Genomic DNA, 15,850 nt, shown 5'->3' with positions numbered 1-15,850 from the left:
GCGACGTCGAAAGCCAGGTCCTGGCCCGCGCCATCCACGCCCATATCCACCGCCGGGTGTTCCTCAACGGCAACAAGACTGTGGTCTTCCCCGCCTCGCCAGGAAGCTACGCATCCGAAAGAATGGGCTGAAACAGCGCCCCCCACCCCCAGCCCCGGTCTTCCGTGGACAAATATCCCCGCCGGAGGCAAGCAGCGGGGAAACCGGCGCCCCGCGTGCAGGACCGCTATGACCCGTGACGCCGGCGCAGCGCCTCGTCGACCGTAGGTGCGTAATGCACCAGCGGGCGGCGCAGCCCATGCGTCAGCAGCACCCGGCGGATGTCGCGGCTGGTGCCGGTCAGCCACAGCGCGATGCCGCGGCGCTGTGCCTTGTGCGCCAGCCCCTCGATCATGTTGGCGCCGGTGGAATCCAGGAAGGGCACGGCGCTGAAATCCACCACCAGCACCCGGAACCCGTCCTGGATGCGATCCAGCACCGAGCCGATCGAGGCGGTGGCGCCGAAGAACAGCGCCCCCGAGATGCGATAGACCACCACGTCGCGCGGCTGCGGCTGGTCCGGGCGCGGCCGGCTGCTGTCGGCCATGTCGGCGCCGACCAGCGCCTCGACCCCTACCGCCTGGCTCATGCGCTGGATGAACAGCACCGAGCCGAGCGCCAGGCCCGTGACGATGGCCTCGGTCAGGTCGCGGAAGATCGTCAGCCCGAAAGTGACCAGCAGCACCGCCGCCTCGCCCCAGCCCGAGCGCAGCAGGATGGCGATGGCGGGTTTCTCGATCATGTTCCAGGCGACGACCGCCAGCACGCCGGCCAGTGCTGCCAGGGGGATATAGGATGCCAATGGCGCCGCCAGCAGCATGAAGCCCAGCAGGAACAGCGCATGCAGCATCCCCGCCATCGGCCCATGCGCGCCCGAGCGCACGTTGGTCGCGGTCCGCGCGATGGTGCCGGTGACGCAGATGCCGCCGAACAGCGCCGAACCCATGTTCGCCACCCCCTGCGCCACCAGTTCGCAATTCGAGCGGTGCCGGCGGCCGGTCATGCCGTCGGCGACCACCGCCGAAAGCAGCGATTCGATGGCGCCCAGCAGCGTCAGGGACACCGCCGCGGGCAGAAGCGCCAGGGCCTTCTCCAGCGAAAACTCCGGCAGCGCCGGGGCGGGCAAGGTCGAGGGGATGCCGCCGAAGCGGCTGCCGATGGTCGCGACATCCGCCCCCGTTGCCGCGGTGATGCCCGCGGCCAGCGTCACGGCGATCAGCATGCCGGGCCAGTGCGGGCGGGCGCGCTTCAGCCCCAGGATCACCGCGACGGTCCCCAGCGCGATCCCCAGCGCGGCGGGGGACAGGCTGGCGCGGGCCTGCCACAGCGCCGGGATCTTCTCGACCAGCTCGCCCGGTTCATGGGTCAGCGCCAGGCCGAAGATTTCCTTCAGCTGGCTGGTGAAGATGATGACGGCGATGCCGGCGGTGAAGCCGACCGTCACCGGGAAGGGGATGAACTTGATGAAGGTGCCCAGCCGCAAGAACCCGATCGCGACCAGCATCAGCCCCGACATGAAGGTCGCAAGGATCAGCCCCGACATGCCGTGCTGCGCCACGATCCCGGCGACCAGCACGATGAAGGCCCCCGCCGGCCCGCCGATCTGGTAGCGCGAGCCGCCCAGCGCCGAGACCAGGAAGCCGCCGATGATGGCGGTATAGAGCCCCTGCGCCGGCGAGGCGCCGGAGGCGATGGCGATGGCCATCGACAGGGGCAGCGCCACGATGGCGACGGTCAGCCCGGCCAGGGCATCGGCGCGCAGCTCGGCCGCGCCATAGCCCTCGCGCAGGACGGTGATCAGTTTCGGGGTGAACAGCGGCGCAAATCCGGGCGCTGCGATTGCCTGCTGGTTCATCTGGGGCCGCACCTTGGTCAAGGAGGCGGCGGGATCGTCGGCTTTCGTCGGCGGTCGCCGTCGCGATTACGTCTGCGGACCGGATTTCAGCCGCACGCCGCGCCCGCCCTGGGGGCTGGCGGCGCCTTCGCCGATCAGCTCGATCCCGGCGGCCTCCAGCGCCTCGACCACGCGGGTCAGGCTTTCGACCACGCCGCGCACATTGCCGTCGCTGGCCTCCATGCGCTGGATGGTGGGAACCGACAGGCCCGAGAGTTCGGCGAGCCGCTTCTGGTCGATGCCAAGAAGGGCACGCGCCGCACGCATCTGGGCCGAGGTCATCATGCGCTGATTTCCAATCCTTGATGATGGATGTCTAACATGGCTATCATGATATTTCAAACATCATCTTTGCCGGTTCAGGCATAGAAAAAGGCCCCCGCGAAGGGGGCCTTTGCTGTCTACCTGCGGGATGGATCAGAAGTCCATCTTCACGCCCAGCGTGACGGTGCGGCCGGGGGCGTAGAGCGGGTCGATGTCGCGCGCCAGAACGTCGCCACGATAGACGTCACGCTCGACATAGCTCGAACGCTCGTAATAGGTGCGGTCGAACACGTTGTCGATTCCAAGGTGAACCACGATGTTTTCATAGTTCTGCGGACGCCATTCGCCGTAGAGGTTCACCACCGTATACGAGCTTTGGTCGTAGAAGCCGGCCTCGGTCATGTCGCTGCTAGCGAGTTTGTCGGCCCATTCGACCGAAGCGCCGACCTTCAGGTTATATTGCGCGATTTCCTGGTCGACGAACAGCGTAGCCACCTTGCCGACCGGGACCGCAGTGCCGCCGCCGGGGAGCACGTCGATACCGTTTTGCGACACATCGGCCTTGGTGAAGCTGCCGCCGATGCGGCCCGAGCCCCAGCTGTAGGTGCCCTGCAAGGTGAAGCCCTTGCTGCGGTATTCATCGACATTGCCCAGATAATAGGGCTCTTCATCAAATATGAACTCGCCCATGTTCTTCAGGCGGGTGTCGAAGAAGGTCAGGTTGCCGGTCCAGTTGCCCTGGTTGGCGTTCAGGCCCAGCTTGATGTTCCGGGCCTCGGAGGGCTCGAAGTCGTCGGCGACATAAAGGTCCGAACTGCGCGCGTGCAGCAGGGCATATTCGCCGAACTTGTAGCCCAGCCAGGTATGCGAGGCACCGGCGAAGACTTCGTAGCCCTCGGCGAATTCATAGGAGATGGTGCCGTTGATGCTGGCGCCGGTGTCGCTGACGCGCTCGCCGTTCCAGTCGGTGAAGCGGTGATGGTCGACGCGGGCGCCGGTGGACAGGTCGATGCCGTTGTCGAATTCGAACCGGCCCTGCACGAAGGCGCCGATCTGCATCGTTTCCATGGTCCAGTAACGCCGGTCGGTGTCGCCGTAATTGTCGACATCGTAGTCGTTATAGGCCCAGTCGATGCCCGAGGTGATGTTGCCCGGACCCAACGCATAGGTGTTCTTGATGTGGCCGCCGATGGTGCGGTTTTTCAAGTTCATGTCGCCGTTCGTGGCGCCGGGGGCGTAGTCCGGGCGCTCATACTTGTTCTCGGTGATGTAGAGCATCGCCTCGGGGTCCCAGGCGTCGGTCGGCGCGGTCGAGCTGTATTTCAGGCTGACCGAATTGCGCGTGACCGTCAGCGGATAGACCAGCTTGTCCGCATTCAGGTCCATGTTCATCTTGATGGTGCGGTCGCCGTCGTCCTCGGTGTGGTCGATGGCCAGTTCAAGGCGGTGGCCTTCGGCCTCGTAGCCCAGCTTCACCAGAGCGCCGCGTGTGCCCGGCTCGGTCCCGACCACCTCGTAGCCGTCGCCGTTCTCATAATTCTTGCCGTCGGTGCCGTGGACCATGGCGAACCAGTCGAAGCCCTCATAAACCCCGTAGCCGGCCAGCGAGCCCGTGACGCCCCGGCCGTTCGAACCATAGGACAGGCCGACGCGGCCGCCCTGGTTGCGGCCATCGGTCAGCAGATCCTTGGCGCCGACCGTCTCATAGCGCACGGCACCCGCCGCCGCGCCGAAGCCGGCATCGGCGGCGGCGGCGCCGGCCTCGACCTCGACGGACTTCAGGAAGGCCGGGTCGATCACGTTCGAGCCGGTATGGTGCCAGCTGGTCGGCCCCTGCGGCACGCCGTCCACGGTCACGGCCAGGTTCGACTGCTCCAGCCCGAAGACATGGATGCGCTTGGCCGGGCCGGCGCCGCCCGAAACGGTGATCGCGGAATCGCGCGCGAAGAGTTCCGAGACATCGGCGGGCTGCATCGCCTCGATGTCCTCGGCGGTGACGGAGACGCCGCCGGTCGCCTCGACGTTCTCCTGGCCGTCGGCGACCAGGGTGATCGGATTGAGGACCACGGTCTCGGCGTTCTGGTTGTCCTGTGCGTAAAGGGCGGTCGCCAGGGCAAGCGAGGACACGCCCGCCAGCGGGATAATACGACGCAATTTCATGGTCATTGCCTTGATTCGTTCGAAACTGGCGCGAGTTATATGGCCGGTCTCAGGATGCACAAGTATTTTACTCGGATATTCGATCTGGTTTCGACTGAAATAGTCGGGATTGTTGCGCATCTGCGCCACCTTCCCCTGCGGGCCGCGACGATGGGCCGCAGGATGCCGACAGCCAACGCCGGGGCTGGCGCAGGCGGGGGCAATGGGGTTACAGCAGCCCAAAGCCGCAGCCCGAGAAGCCACAGATGACGATTACCCTTTACCGCAACGACCTGCCGGACGACCTGGACTTGGGCCCGGTCGTGGCCATCGACACCGAGACGATGGGGCTGGACCCGCGCCGCGACCGGCTGTGCCTGGTGCAGCTGTCCTCGGGCGACGGCAATGCGCATCTGGTGCAGATCGCCCAGGGCCAGCGCGCGGCGCCGAACCTGGTGCGGATGCTGGCAGATCCCCAGGTGCTGAAGCTTTTCCACTTCGGGCGTTTCGACATCGCCGCGCTGGAGGCGGCCTTCGGCGTGGCGACGAAGCCGGTCTGGTGCACCAAGATCGCCAGCAAGATGGTGCGCACCTATACCGACCGGCACGGGCTGAAATACCTGCTTTCGGACCTGGTCGGCGTCGACATCTCCAAGCAGCAGCAGACCAGCGACTGGGGCGCGGCGGAACTGTCCGAGGCGCAGCGGGAATATGCCGCCTCGGACGTGCTGCACCTGCACGCGCTCAAGGCCGAGCTGGAAAAGCGACTGGCGCGCGAGGGGCGGCTGGGCCTGGCGCAGGCCTGTTTCGACTTTCTTCCCACCCGTGCCCACCTGGACCTGCTGGGCTGGGGGGATGAAAACGACATCTTCCATCACTAGGTAGCGGGCCATGAGCGCATATCTCGATACCGCCCGCAGGGTGATCCGCACCGAGGCCGAGGGGCTGGCCCTGCTGGCCGACGGCCTTGGCGACAGCTTCGACCGCGCGGTCGAGACCGTCCTGGCCGCGCGCGGCCGGGTGGTCGTGTCCGGCATGGGCAAGTCCGGCCATGTCGGGCGCAAGATCGCCGCGACTCTGGCCTCGACCGGGACGCCGGCGCAGTTCGTCCATCCGGCCGAGGCGAGCCATGGCGACCTGGGCATGGTGACGCAGGGCGACGTGGCGCTGGTGCTGTCCAATTCCGGCGAGACGCCGGAGCTGGCCGACCTGATCGCCCATACCCGCCGCTTCCAGATCCCGCTGATCGGCGTTGCCGGCCGGCCGCAATCGACGCTGCTGCGCCAGGCCGACGTGGCGCTGGTCCTGCCCGCGGCGCCCGAGGCCTGCGGCACCGGCATCGTGCCCACCACCTCGACCACCATGACCATCGCGCTGGGCGATGCGCTGGCCGTGGCGCTGATGGAGCATCGCCAGTTCACCCCCGAGCATTTCCGCACCTTCCACCCCGGCGGCAAGCTGGGCGCGAAACTGTCCAAGGTGGCCGACCTGATGCACCGGGACATGCCGCTGGTGGCCGAGACCGCGCCCATGGCCGAGGCGCTGCTGACCATCAGCCAGAAAAGCTTCGGCGTGACCGGGGTGACGGATGCCGCGGGGCGGCTGACCGGCATCATCACCGACGGCGACCTGCGGCGGCACATGCAGGGCCTTCTGGACCATAGCGCCGCCAAGGTGATGACCCGCAACCCGCGCACCATCGGCCCCGACGCGCTGGCCGAGGCGGCCTTGGCCGAGATGCAGGCACGCCGCATCACCTGCCTGTTCGTGGTCACGCCCGAAGGGATGCCGGCGGGGCTGATCCATATCCACGACTTCCTGCGCACGGGGCTTGTCTGACGGTGGGCACCCGCTCGCGCATCGTGGCCTGGCTGCGGGTGCTCCTGCCGCTGACGGCGCTGGCGATCCTGTCGGTGCTGTTCCTGCTGGGCCGCAAGCCCGACCCCGAGGCGAGCATCCCCTATGCCGACGTGGACCCGCGCGAGCTGGCCGAGCGGCAGGCGGTGACGAGCCCGACCTATGCCGGCGTGACCCGCGACGGCGCGCAGCTGAGCATCTCGGCCGCCGAGGCGCTGCCCGGCGATCGCACCAGCGGCGCCCAGGCGCAGGCGGTGCGCATGACCCTGCGCGCCAGCGACGGGCGGGCGGCGGATGTCAGCGCCGGCGCCGCCTCGATGGCGGACCAGCAGGTCCGGCTGGGCGAGGGGGTGCGCATGACCACCGCCGACGGCTGGGTGCTGACCGCGCCCGAACTGCTGGCCTCGACCACCGAGGGCACGCTGCTCTCGGAGGACGAGGTCAATGTGCTTGCCCCTTTCGGCCGGCTGACGGCGGGGCGGATGGAGTTTCGGCCCTCGGGCGAGGGCAGCGGCGATCACGTTCTTGATTTGAGCGGCGGAGTCCGCTTGATATACCGGCCATGACCCGGCGCCGCCGGCCGCATAGGGGGCCTGCGGGCGCCAGAAAGGAAATCCGATGATCCGGCCCGGACCGCTTTTGCCCGTGATCCTGTCGCTGATGCTGGCGGCGGGCCCGGCGCTGGGACAGGCCACCGGCTTCGGCCGGGCGCAGGACATCAAGGAGCCGGTCGAGGTCACGGCCGATTCGCTGACCGTGGACCAGAAGACCGGCCAGGCGACCTTTTCCGGCAATGTGCTGATCGGCCAGGGCGCCATGCGGCTGTCGGCGGACAGCGTGACCGTGACCTATGCCCAGGGCGACCAGCGCCGCATCAGCGCGCTGCACGCACAGGGCAACGTCACCCTGGCCAGCGGCGAGGACGCGGCCGAGGCCCAGGCGGCGGATTACGATGTCGAGACCGGGACCATCGTGCTGACCGGCGACGTGCTGCTGAGCCAGGGCGGCAACCTGCTGGCGGGCGACAAGGTGACGGTGAACCTGGAAAGCGGCACCGCCGACGCCTCGGGCCGGGTGCGCAGCGTCCTGCAGCCGGAGAACTGACGCCATGGCCGAAAAGCAGGGGCTGCGCGTCCGCGGCCTGCGCAAATCCTATCGCAACCGCCCGGTGATCCGCGACGTGGCGCTGGACCTGGACCGGGGCGAGGTGGTGGCGCTTCTGGGGCCGAACGGCTCGGGCAAGACCACCTGCTTCTATTGCGTGGCCGGGCTGGTCGCGCCTGATTCGGGCCAGGTGCTGATCGACGGGCAGGACGCGACGCGGCTGCCGATGTATCGCCGCGCCCAGATGGGCATCGGCTACCTGCCGCAGGAGATGTCGATCTTTCGCGGCCTCACGGTCGAGCAGAACATCATGGCCGTCCTGGAACTGGTCGAGCCGCATGTCCACCAGCGCCGCGAGCGGCTGGAGGAACTGCTGGGCGATTTCTCGATCGGCCATCTGCGCGGTGCCTCGGCCATGGCGCTGTCGGGGGGCGAGCGGCGCCGGGTCGAGATCGCCCGTTGCCTGGCGGCCGATCCGGCCTATCTGCTTCTGGACGAACCATTCGCCGGCGTCGATCCCATCGCCGTGGGCGAGATCCGCGCCCTGGTCCACGACCTGAAAAGCCGCGGCATTGGCGTGCTGATCACCGATCACAACGTCCGCGAAACGCTGGAGATCGTGGACCGCGCCTATATCCTGCACGACGGCCATGTGCTGAAATCCGGCACCACGGCCGAGATCGTCGCCGATCCGCAGGTCCGCCGCGTCTACCTGGGCGAAACCTTCCGCATGAACTGAACGCGAGGACGTGACGATCCCTTGCGCGCAGCCGTTGACACGGCGGCATGGCTGTCACCAAATGAGGATATGGCCGGGCAGGACGCCGGGCCAAAGAAACCCGGACGGTGCCGCCGCGAGGGCTGCGACGACCAGGCCGGGCAACCGAAAGGACGGACCACCATGCGCTATCAGATCAGCGGAAAACAGATCGATGTGGGCGATGCGCTTTCGACTCATGTCAAGACCGAACTCGGTGCCACCGTTGAGAAATATTCGCAACGCCCGACGGATGCGACGGTCATCTTTTCCCGCAACGCGCATGAATTCATCTGCGATGCCGTGGTGCATCTCTCGACCGGGCTGACCGCCCAGGCCAAGGGCGGGGCCACCGACATCTATGCGGCCTTCGAACAGTGCCGCGAACGGATGGACAAGCAATTGCGCCGCTACAAGCGCCGGCTCAAGGATCACTACAAGGACCGGACCCAGCCGGTTGAATTCGAACAGGCGGGGATGTATGTGCTGGCCGCTGGTGAAGATGACGAATGGGAAACGCAGGCCGACGGCGTGCAACCCATGATCATCGCCGAGATGGAGACCCGCGTGCCCACCCTGTCGGTCGGCGAGGCGGTGATGCAGATGGAACTGGCCGGCAGCCCGCTGCTGGTCTTCCGCAACGAGAAACATGGGGGCGTGAACGTGGTTCACCGCCGCGACGACGGCAACGTGGGCTGGATCGACCCCCGCAATCTGGGCTAGACTGACGCAAGAAGGGCAGTCTTGTTGAACCAACGTCCCGGCCGCGCAGCCCGCGGCCGGGCCTTGACAATTTTTTGGGCGACATGCAGATCAGCGACATACTCTCCCCCGCCGCCGTGCGGACGATGAGCCAGACCACCAGCAAGAAACGGTTGTTCCAGGAAATCGCCGAACAGGCGCGGGCGGTCTATGGCGTGGATGCCGCCCAGACGCTGGACGCGCTGCAAGAGCGCGAAAGCCTGGGCCCCACCGGGGTCGGCCATGGCGTCGCGCTGCCCCATGCGCGGCTGCACGGGCTCGACCACGTGGTCGGCCTGTTCCTGCGGCTGGAAAAGCCGCTGGATTTCGACGCGGTGGACCGCCAGCCGGTTGACCTGATCTTTGCGCTGCTCGCGCCCAAGAACTCGGGCGTCGATCACCTCAAGGCGCTGGCGCTGGTCTCGCGCACGCTGCGCGACCAGGACCTGCGCGCCAAGCTGCGCGCGAACGAGGATCCGGTGGCGCTGCACGCCATGCTGGCCGCCGCGCCGGGCATCAAGGCGGCCTGAGGTCGCAGGGCCGCCCGCAAGGGGTGAAATGCGCCCGCATCCGCGCTATACTCCCGCGCGGGAGGAAGACCGAAATGACCAGACATATCGCAGACCGCAGTCACGAAAACAGTTCCGGCCGCACCCAATACTATACGCGGCAGGAACGCGAATCCGGCCTTCATCCGGCCATCGCCGCCCTGCGCATGCGGCCCCGCGTCCGCAGCAGCGAAGAGGCGAATCGCCGCGCCGCCGAATTTGCTCGGATCGAGCGCGGCCATCGGGTCTGATCCCTGGCCCAGCAATGCGAACCGGCCGGGCGCTGCCGCCCGGCCGGTTTTCATTTCGGCCTTCGCCTGGGACGGCGGTCAGGCGCGGACCAGATTTTCGTATTCCTCGGCGATCTTGCGGGTGGTGTCGCCGACCTGGAAATGCCAGTCGCCGATCTGCCCGACCGGGGTCACTTCGGCCGCGGTGCCGGTCAGGAAGCATTCCTGGAAGCTGTCCAACTCCTCGGGCTTGATGCGGCGTTCATGCACGGCGGTGCCGTTGTCCTTGAGCATCTGGATGACGGTCTGCCGGGTGATGCCGTTCAGGAAGCGGTCGGCCAGGGGCGTATGCACCTCGCCGTCCTTGACGAAGAAGATATTGGCGCCGGTGGCCTCGGCGACATAGCCCTCCCAGTCCATGAACAGCGCGTCCGAGCAGCCCTTCTCCTCGGCCGCGTGCTTGGACATGGTGCAGATCATGTAAAGCCCGGCGGCCTTGGCGGCGGTGGGGATGGTCTCGGGGCTGGGCCGCTTCCACTTGGCGATGTCGAGCTTCGCGCCCTGCCATTTCGCGTCGCCGTAATAGCTGCCCCATTCCCAGGCGGCGACGGCCATGCGCACCGGGTTGCGGCGCGCCGAAACCCCCATGTCCTCACCCGAGCCGCGCCACATCACCGCGCGGACATAGGCGTCCTTGAAGCCGTTCGCCTCCAGCACGGCGGTTTTCGCCGCGTCGATCTCTTCTGCGCTATAGGGCGATTGCATGTCCAGCAGCCGCGCCGATTCGATCAGCCGCAGCGAATGCTCGTGGCCCTTGAAGATCTTGCCGCTGTAGCACCGCTCGCCCTCGAACACCGAGCTGGCATAGTGCAGCGCATGGGTCAGGATGTGGACGTTCGCCTCGCGCCACTCCACCAGCTTGCCATCCATCCAGATCTTGCCGTCACGATCGTCATATGCGCCCGCCATTTTTCCCTCCGGCCGGTTCGGTTTGCGGAATGTTGCGCTGTCAGAGCATGTCTGGCAAAGAAAGTTGCGCAACTTGAGGTTTGGGCTATCCATTCATGGTTGGAAAGTCAACAAGTCTGACGTAATAAGGGCCATGCAGTGAAGGGAAGGCCATGCAGAACAAGGTGAATGTCGCGCCGGCAGGCGGGGAAAGCCTGCTGTTTCTGACGGATGATCAGCTTCGCCGCGGGATCGAGGCGATGTTCTTCGCCTATCGCGCCTTTACCGCCGATCCCGACCTGATCCTGGCCGAGCTGGATTACGGCCGCGCCCATCACCGGGCGATTCACTTCATCAACCGCGAGCCGGGCCTGACGGTAACGGCGCTTCTGGACGTGCTGGGCGTGACCAAGCAATCGCTGAACCGGGTGCTGCGCACGCTGATCGAGGAAGGGCTGGTCGAAAGCCGCATCGGTCGCCGTGACCGGCGCGAGCGGCAGCTCTACCTGACCGACAAGGGCGCGGCGCTGGAACGCCGGCTGTCCGAGGCGCAGCGCGCCCGGATGCGCGCCGCCTATCGCGCCGCCGGGCCGCAGGCGGTGGCGGGCTTCCGGCAGGTGCTGGAGGCGATGATGGATCGCGACACGCTGCGCCAGTATCGCGCGCTGAAAGAACTGCCCGAGACGCCATGACCGCCCCCTCCCTCGCCCCCGATCCCCAGCCTGCGGCCCATATCCTGGTCGTGGACGACGACGAACGCATCCGCAGCCTGCTGCGCCGCTTCCTGATGCGCAACGATTTCCTGGTGACGACGGCGCGCGACGCCGCCCATGCCCGGCGCCTGCTCGACGGGCTGGATTTCGACCTGATCGTGCTCGACGTGATGATGCCGGGCGAGGACGGGTTCTCGCTGACCCGCGACCTGCGCAAGCGCATGACCACGCCGATCCTGCTGCTGACCGCCAAGGGCGAGACGGGGGACCGCATCGAGGGTTTCGAAAGCGGTGCCGACGACTACCTGCCCAAGCCCTTCGAGCCGCGCGAACTGCTTCTGCGCATCGCCGCCATCCTGCGCCGCATCCCGGCGGCCGAGGCGAAGGGGCCGAAGTTCCTGTCGCTGGGCCATCTGCGCTACGATGCCGACAAGGGCGAGCTGTGGCAGGGCGATGCGCCGCTGCGCCTGACGGGAACCGAGCAGGCGCTGCTCAGGCGCCTTGCCGACACGCCGCGCCAGCCGGTCAGCCGCAGCGCGCTGATCGAGGATCTGGGCCGCAGCCCGGCCGAGGAGGCGGGCGAGAACTCCGAGCGCGCCATCGATGTGCAGATCACCCGCCTGCGCCGCAAGATCGAGCCGGACCCCAAGGAGCCGCGCTATCTGCAAACCGTGCGCGGCACCGGCTACATGCTGGTGCCCGACTAGGCCACGCCGCGCCCGCCTGCGCGGCTGCTATGGGTATTTGGACAACAGAGAAGATCGCGGCGCGGGCCCAGGACTTCTTCGTTGTCCAAATACCCATGCCGAGCGTGCAAGAGGCGCGGCGCGTGAGAAAGGGGCCCGAAGGCCCCCAAAATCATGCCAGCGCGCCGTGGCAGTGCTTGAACTTCTTGCCCGAGCCGCAGGGACAAGGATCGTTGCGCGAGGGGTTGCCCCAGGTGGTGGGGTCGGTCTCGTCGAAGCCGGCGACCCGGCCCGAGACCTCGCCGCCCTCGGCCTCCTCGTGTTCGGGATGCATCTGCGCCTCGACCGCCGCCTGGCTCTGCTGGTATTCGCGCAGCATCTGCTCGCGCTCGGCATCGGTCAGCGGGCGGATGCGGGCCAGTTGCTGGGTCACGTCGAAGCGCAGCCCGTCCAGCATGGTCTCGAACAGCTGGAACCCTTCGGTCTTGTATTCCGACAGCGGATCGCGCTGCGCATAGCCTCGGAAGCCCACGACCGAGCGCAGGTGTTCCAGCGTCACCAGATGCTCGCGCCATTTGCTGTCGATCTGTTGCAGCAGCACCTGCTTTTCGATCTGGCGCATGTTTTCCGGGCCGAACTGCTCGGCCTTCTGCGCCATATAGGCGTCGGTGGCCTGCTGGATGCGTTCGCGGATCGTCTCCTGGTCCACGCCGTCCTCGGCGGCCCAGTCGGCGATGGGCAGGTCCATGTTCAGCCTGTCGATCACCGCGTCGTGCAGGCCCTGGACGTCCCATTGCTCGGCATAGGCACGGGGCGGCAGGTGGCGCTCGACCAGGTCGTCGATCACCTGGGCGCGCATGTCGGCGGCGACCTCCTCGACCTCCTCGGTATGCATGATCTCCAGCCGCTGGCTGAAGATCGCCTTGCGCTGGTCGTTCATCACGTCGTCGAATTTCAGCAATTGCTTGCGGATGTCGAAGTTGCGGCCCTCGACCTTGGCCTGTGCGCGTTCCAAGGACTTGTTGACCCAGGGGTGGACGATGGCCTCGCCCTCTTTCATGCCGAGTGTGGACAGCACCTTGTCCAGCCGTTCCGAGCCGAAGATGCGCATCAGGTCGTCTTCCAGCGACAGGAAGAACAGCGAGCGGCCGGGGTCGCCCTGCCGGCCCGAGCGGCCGCGCAGCTGGTTGTCGATGCGGCGGCTTTCGTGGCGTTCGGTCGCCAGCACGAAGAGGCCGCCGGCGTCCAGCACCGCCTGTTTCTCGGCGGCATGTTCGGCCTCGATGCGGGCGCGGACCTCGTCGGGGTTCGCCTCGGGGTCGGCGGCCAGCGCCTCCATCACCTTCATCTCGACATTGCCGCCCAGCTGGATGTCGGTGCCGCGGCCGGCCATGTTGGTGGCGATGGTCACGGCGCCCAGCTTGCCGGCATCGGCGACGATCTTGGCCTCCTGCTCGTGCTGGCGGGCGTTCAGCACGTTGTGCTGGATGCCCTCCTTGGCCAGCATCTGCGACAGCATCTCGGATTTCTCGATCGAGGTGGTGCCGACCAGGATCGGCTGGCCCTTTTCATGGGCTTCCTTGATCGCGGCGATCACGGCGGCGTATTTCTCGGCCGCGGTGCGATAGACGCGGTCGTGTTCGTCGATGCGCTGCACCGGACGGTTGGTCGGCACCTCGACCACGCCCAGCTTGTAGATCTCGGCGAATTCCTCGGCCTCGGTGGCGGCGGTGCCGGTCATGCCCGAGAGCTTGTCGTAGAGCCGGAAATAGTTCTGGAACGTGACCGACGCCAGCGTGACGTTTTCCGGCTGGATGGCGACGCCTTCCTTGGCCTCGATGGCCTGGTGCAGCCCGTCCGACAGCCGGCGGCCCTTCATCATCCGGCCGGTGAATTCGTCGATCAGCACCACCTCGTCGTCGCGCACGATATAGTGCTGGTCGCGCTGGAACAGCTTGTGCGCGCGCATCGCCTGGTTGACGTGATGCACGATGGTGGTCGATTCCGGGTCGTAGAGCGTCTGCCCCTCGGGCAGGATGCCCGCCGCCTGCAGCCGCTTTTCCAGGAACTCGTTGCCTTCCTCGGTAAAGGTGGCGTTGCGGGTCTTTTCGTCCAGCTTGTAATGCTCGGGCGCCAGTTCCGGCATGAAGCGGTCCAGCGTCTTGTAAAGTTCGCTGCGGTCCTGGCTGGGCCCCGAGATGATCAGCGGCGTGCGCGCCTCGTCGATCAGGATCGAGTCGACCTCGTCCACGATGGCGAAGAAATGCCCGCGCTGGGTCATCTGCTCGATCGAGCCCTTCATGTTGTCGCGCAGGTAGTCGAAGCCCAGCTCGTTGTTGGTGGCATAGGTCACGTCGGCCCGGTAGGCTTCGCGCTTTTCGGCATCGTCCTGGAACGGGTAGACCACGCCGGTGGTCATGCCGAGCTGCGCAAAGACCTTGCCCATCCAATGCGCGTCGCGTTTCGCCAGGTAGTCGTTGACGGTGACGACATGCACGCCCTTGCCGGCCAGCGCGTTCAGATAGGCCGGGAAGGTCGCGACCAGGGTCTTGCCCTCGCCGGTCTTCATCTCGGCGATATTGCCCTGGTGCAGGAAGACGCCGCCCATCAGCTGGGTGTCGAAGGCGCGCAGGCCCAGGGCGCGGCGCGCCGCCTCGCGGCAATTGGCAAAGGCCTCGGGCAGAAGCTTGTCCAGATCCTCGCCCGATTGGGCGCGGCCCTGCAATTCGCGGGTCTTGTCGATCAGCTCCGCGTCCGAGAGGGGGCGGAACTTCTCCTCCAGCGCGTTGATCTGGGCCACCAGCGGGCGGACCGATTTCACCTTGCGGTCGTTGGGCGTGCCAAAGACCAGTTTCGCCAAGTTTCCGATGCCGAGCATATGAACCTTCAAAATCGCGTATCTGGGGGTGCGCGGGACGTTCCGCCCACTTGCCGGCACCATTCGCCTTGCCCTATCACTTGGGCCGGAAAAACGGCGACGGGCGCGCATTTTCGGTTGCGCCGGATGTATGCCCCGGCCGGCCCACTGTCAACGCTTGCGCCCGTTCACCTATGCGTGGACGCGCCGTCCCATGAAGGGGAAACCTATGCTGAAACCGCTTCTTGCCGTCTCCGTGCTGCTTTCGGGGACCGTCTCGGCCCTGCCCGTGCTGGCGCAGGATGCCGATACGGTCGTCGCCACCGTCAATGGCGAGGCGATCACGCTGGGCCAGATGGTCGCCATGCGGCAGGGGCTGGACGCGCAGGCGACCCAGGGCCTGCCGGATACGGCGCTGTGGGACCTGATGCTGGACCAGATGATCCGCCAGACCGCCGTGGCCCAGGCGGCCGAGCCGCTGAGCAAGCGCGACACCGTGGCGCTGGAGATCGAGAAGCGCGCCTATCTGGCCGGCTCGGTGCTGGAAAAGGTCGCTTCGGCCGAGCCGGACGAGGCCGAGCTGAAAGCCGCCTATGACCAGGCCTTCGGCGGCCAGGGCGAGCCGGCCATCGAATACAATGCCGCCCATATCCTGGTGAAGACCAGGGAGGAGGCCGAGGCCATCGCCAAGCAACTGGCCGAAGGCGCCGATTTCGGCGCTTTGGCCGCGGAGAAATCGACCGACAATTCCGGCCCGAACAAGGGCGACCTGGGCTGGTTCCAGCCCGAGCAGATGGTCGAGCCCTTCGCCGAGGCGGTGAAGGCGCTGGAAAAGGGCCAGGTTTCCCAGCCGGTCGAGACCCAGTTCGGCTGGCATGTCATCAAGCTGAACGACACCCGCGAGGTGACGCCCCCCGCCTTCGAAGAGGTCAAGGAACAGCTGGCCGTGCAGGTGCGCCGCGACAAGGTGCAGGCCGAGATCGAAAAGCGCGTGGCCGAGGCCAAGGTCGAAAAGACCGAGGGGCTTGCCCCCGACCTGCTGAACAAGACCGACATCCTGGGAGAGTGAGCCG

Annotated in this window: 16 protein-coding genes and 1 pseudogene; 12 read left to right on the top strand and 5 right to left on the bottom strand. The window is 66.8% G+C overall.

The annotated features are described in order from the left end of the window. Window positions 1–131, top strand: a pseudogene (purU, locus tag IT40_RS30150) (formyltetrahydrofolate deformylase); the annotation flags it as partial. Between the two features lie 95 nt (window positions 132–226). Here the strand turns inward: purU and IT40_RS18550 are convergent. The 3 genes from IT40_RS18550 to IT40_RS18540 form a co-directional block, all read right to left on the bottom strand. Beyond that, window positions 227–1,894, bottom strand: coding sequence for a SulP family inorganic anion transporter (locus IT40_RS18550; RefSeq protein ID WP_036758217.1), 1,668 nt, complete (start codon window positions 1,892–1,894; stop codon window positions 227–229). A 66-nt stretch (window positions 1,895–1,960) separates the two neighbouring features. After that, window positions 1,961–2,218, bottom strand: coding sequence for a helix-turn-helix domain-containing protein (locus IT40_RS18545; RefSeq protein WP_036758215.1), 258 nt, complete (start codon window positions 2,216–2,218; stop codon window positions 1,961–1,963). A 132-nt stretch (window positions 2,219–2,350) separates the two neighbouring features. After that, entirely contained in the window at window positions 2,351–4,357 is a 2,007-nt protein-coding gene (locus IT40_RS18540; RefSeq protein ID WP_036758232.1) for a TonB-dependent receptor domain-containing protein, read from the bottom strand. 245 nt (window positions 4,358–4,602) lie between these two features. Between IT40_RS18540 and IT40_RS18535 the strand changes: the two genes are divergently transcribed. The 8 genes from IT40_RS18535 (at window position 4,603) to IT40_RS18500 (ending at window position 9,594) form a co-directional block, all read left to right on the top strand. Beyond that, window positions 4,603–5,217, top strand: a complete 615-nt coding sequence (locus IT40_RS18535; protein ID WP_036758213.1) for a ribonuclease D — start codon at window positions 4,603–4,605, stop codon at window positions 5,215–5,217. A gap of 10 nt (window positions 5,218–5,227) precedes the next feature. Next, the gene (locus tag IT40_RS18530; protein ID WP_036758212.1) at window positions 5,228–6,175 is read left to right on the top strand and encodes a KpsF/GutQ family sugar-phosphate isomerase; all 948 of its coding nucleotides are present in this window, start codon (window positions 5,228–5,230) and stop codon (window positions 6,173–6,175) included. Between the two features lie 2 nt (window positions 6,176–6,177). Next, window positions 6,178–6,759 (top strand): hypothetical protein, encoded by a 582-nt coding sequence (locus IT40_RS18525; RefSeq protein WP_036758211.1) that lies wholly within the window; start codon window positions 6,178–6,180, stop codon window positions 6,757–6,759. Window positions 6,760–6,811: 52 nt separating this feature from the next. Continuing rightward, entirely contained in the window at window positions 6,812–7,297 is a 486-nt protein-coding gene (gene lptA / locus IT40_RS18520) for a lipopolysaccharide transport periplasmic protein LptA (protein ID WP_036758210.1), read from the top strand. A 4-nt stretch (window positions 7,298–7,301) separates the two neighbouring features. Further along, on the top strand, window positions 7,302–8,036 hold the full coding sequence (lptB, locus tag IT40_RS18515) for an LPS export ABC transporter ATP-binding protein (RefSeq protein WP_036758209.1): 735 nt from the start codon (window positions 7,302–7,304) through the stop codon (window positions 8,034–8,036). Between the two features lie 162 nt (window positions 8,037–8,198). Next, window positions 8,199–8,777: a ribosome hibernation-promoting factor, HPF/YfiA family gene (hpf, locus tag IT40_RS18510; RefSeq protein ID WP_036758230.1), complete on the top strand. Its 579-nt coding sequence runs from the start codon at window positions 8,199–8,201 to the stop codon at window positions 8,775–8,777. Between the two features lie 83 nt (window positions 8,778–8,860). Next, on the top strand, window positions 8,861–9,325 hold the full coding sequence (locus IT40_RS18505; protein ID WP_011748883.1) for a PTS sugar transporter subunit IIA: 465 nt from the start codon (window positions 8,861–8,863) through the stop codon (window positions 9,323–9,325). A 74-nt stretch (window positions 9,326–9,399) separates the two neighbouring features. Next, a complete protein-coding gene (locus IT40_RS18500) occupies window positions 9,400–9,594 on the top strand; it encodes a hypothetical protein (RefSeq protein WP_036758208.1) in 195 nt (64 codons plus the stop codon). 78 nt (window positions 9,595–9,672) lie between these two features. Here IT40_RS18500 and IT40_RS18495 read toward each other — a convergent pair whose 3' ends face one another. Beyond that, a complete protein-coding gene (locus IT40_RS18495) occupies window positions 9,673–10,542 on the bottom strand; it encodes a branched-chain amino acid aminotransferase (protein ID WP_036758207.1) in 870 nt (289 codons plus the stop codon). A 152-nt stretch (window positions 10,543–10,694) separates the two neighbouring features. Here IT40_RS18495 and IT40_RS18490 point away from each other — a divergent pair, with 152 nt between their 5' ends. Then, the gene (locus tag IT40_RS18490) at window positions 10,695–11,213 is read left to right on the top strand and encodes a MarR family winged helix-turn-helix transcriptional regulator (protein WP_036758206.1); all 519 of its coding nucleotides are present in this window, start codon (window positions 10,695–10,697) and stop codon (window positions 11,211–11,213) included. Next, on the top strand, window positions 11,210–11,941 hold the full coding sequence (locus IT40_RS18485) for a response regulator (RefSeq protein WP_052096130.1): 732 nt from the start codon (window positions 11,210–11,212) through the stop codon (window positions 11,939–11,941). The genes IT40_RS18490 and IT40_RS18485 overlap by 4 nt, the downstream gene beginning before the upstream one ends. Window positions 11,942–12,092: 151 nt before the next feature. Here IT40_RS18485 and secA read toward each other — a convergent pair whose 3' ends face one another. Next, window positions 12,093–14,798, bottom strand: coding sequence for a preprotein translocase subunit SecA (gene secA, locus IT40_RS18480; RefSeq protein WP_036758205.1), 2,706 nt, complete (start codon window positions 14,796–14,798; stop codon window positions 12,093–12,095). Between the two features lie 208 nt (window positions 14,799–15,006). Between secA and IT40_RS18475 the strand changes: the two genes are divergently transcribed. Next, window positions 15,007–15,846: a peptidylprolyl isomerase gene (locus IT40_RS18475; protein WP_036758204.1), complete on the top strand. Its 840-nt coding sequence runs from the start codon at window positions 15,007–15,009 to the stop codon at window positions 15,844–15,846. The last annotated feature ends 4 nt before the right edge of the window (window positions 15,847–15,850 follow it).

Origin of the sequence: Paracoccus versutus, assembly GCF_000763885.1 — a bacterium.
GTDB classification, from domain to species: Bacteria; Pseudomonadota; Alphaproteobacteria; order Rhodobacterales; family Rhodobacteraceae; genus Paracoccus; species Paracoccus versutus.
This window is presented reverse-complemented; position numbering and strand designations above follow the sequence as displayed.

What these genes read in the sequence shown, in the direction of transcription:
- IT40_RS18550 (WP_036758217.1), bottom strand. Translation starts at nt 1,894, where the DNA reads ATGAACCAGCAGGCAATCGCAGCGCCCGGATTTGCGCCGCTGTTCACC.
- IT40_RS18545 (WP_036758215.1), bottom strand. Translation starts at nt 2,218, where the DNA reads ATGATGACCTCGGCCCAGATGCGTGCGGCGCGTGCCCTTCTTGGCATC.
- IT40_RS18540 (WP_036758232.1), bottom strand. Translation starts at nt 4,357, where the DNA reads ATGAAATTGCGTCGTATTATCCCGCTGGCGGGCGTGTCCTCGCTTGCC.
- IT40_RS18535 (WP_036758213.1), top strand. Translation starts at nt 4,603, where the DNA reads ATGACGATTACCCTTTACCGCAACGACCTGCCGGACGACCTGGACTTG.
- IT40_RS18530 (WP_036758212.1), top strand. Translation starts at nt 5,228, where the DNA reads ATGAGCGCATATCTCGATACCGCCCGCAGGGTGATCCGCACCGAGGCC.
- lptA (WP_036758210.1), top strand. Translation starts at nt 6,812, where the DNA reads ATGATCCGGCCCGGACCGCTTTTGCCCGTGATCCTGTCGCTGATGCTG.
- lptB (WP_036758209.1), top strand. Translation starts at nt 7,302, where the DNA reads ATGGCCGAAAAGCAGGGGCTGCGCGTCCGCGGCCTGCGCAAATCCTAT.
- hpf (WP_036758230.1), top strand. Translation starts at nt 8,199, where the DNA reads ATGCGCTATCAGATCAGCGGAAAACAGATCGATGTGGGCGATGCGCTT.
- IT40_RS18505 (WP_011748883.1), top strand. Translation starts at nt 8,861, where the DNA reads ATGCAGATCAGCGACATACTCTCCCCCGCCGCCGTGCGGACGATGAGC.
- IT40_RS18500 (WP_036758208.1), top strand. Translation starts at nt 9,400, where the DNA reads ATGACCAGACATATCGCAGACCGCAGTCACGAAAACAGTTCCGGCCGC.
- IT40_RS18495 (WP_036758207.1), bottom strand. Translation starts at nt 10,542, where the DNA reads ATGGCGGGCGCATATGACGATCGTGACGGCAAGATCTGGATGGATGGC.
- IT40_RS18490 (WP_036758206.1), top strand. Translation starts at nt 10,695, where the DNA reads ATGCAGAACAAGGTGAATGTCGCGCCGGCAGGCGGGGAAAGCCTGCTG.
- IT40_RS18485 (WP_052096130.1), top strand. Translation starts at nt 11,210, where the DNA reads ATGACCGCCCCCTCCCTCGCCCCCGATCCCCAGCCTGCGGCCCATATC.
- secA (WP_036758205.1), bottom strand. Translation starts at nt 14,798, where the DNA reads ATGCTCGGCATCGGAAACTTGGCGAAACTGGTCTTTGGCACGCCCAAC.
- IT40_RS18475 (WP_036758204.1), top strand. Translation starts at nt 15,007, where the DNA reads ATGCTGAAACCGCTTCTTGCCGTCTCCGTGCTGCTTTCGGGGACCGTC.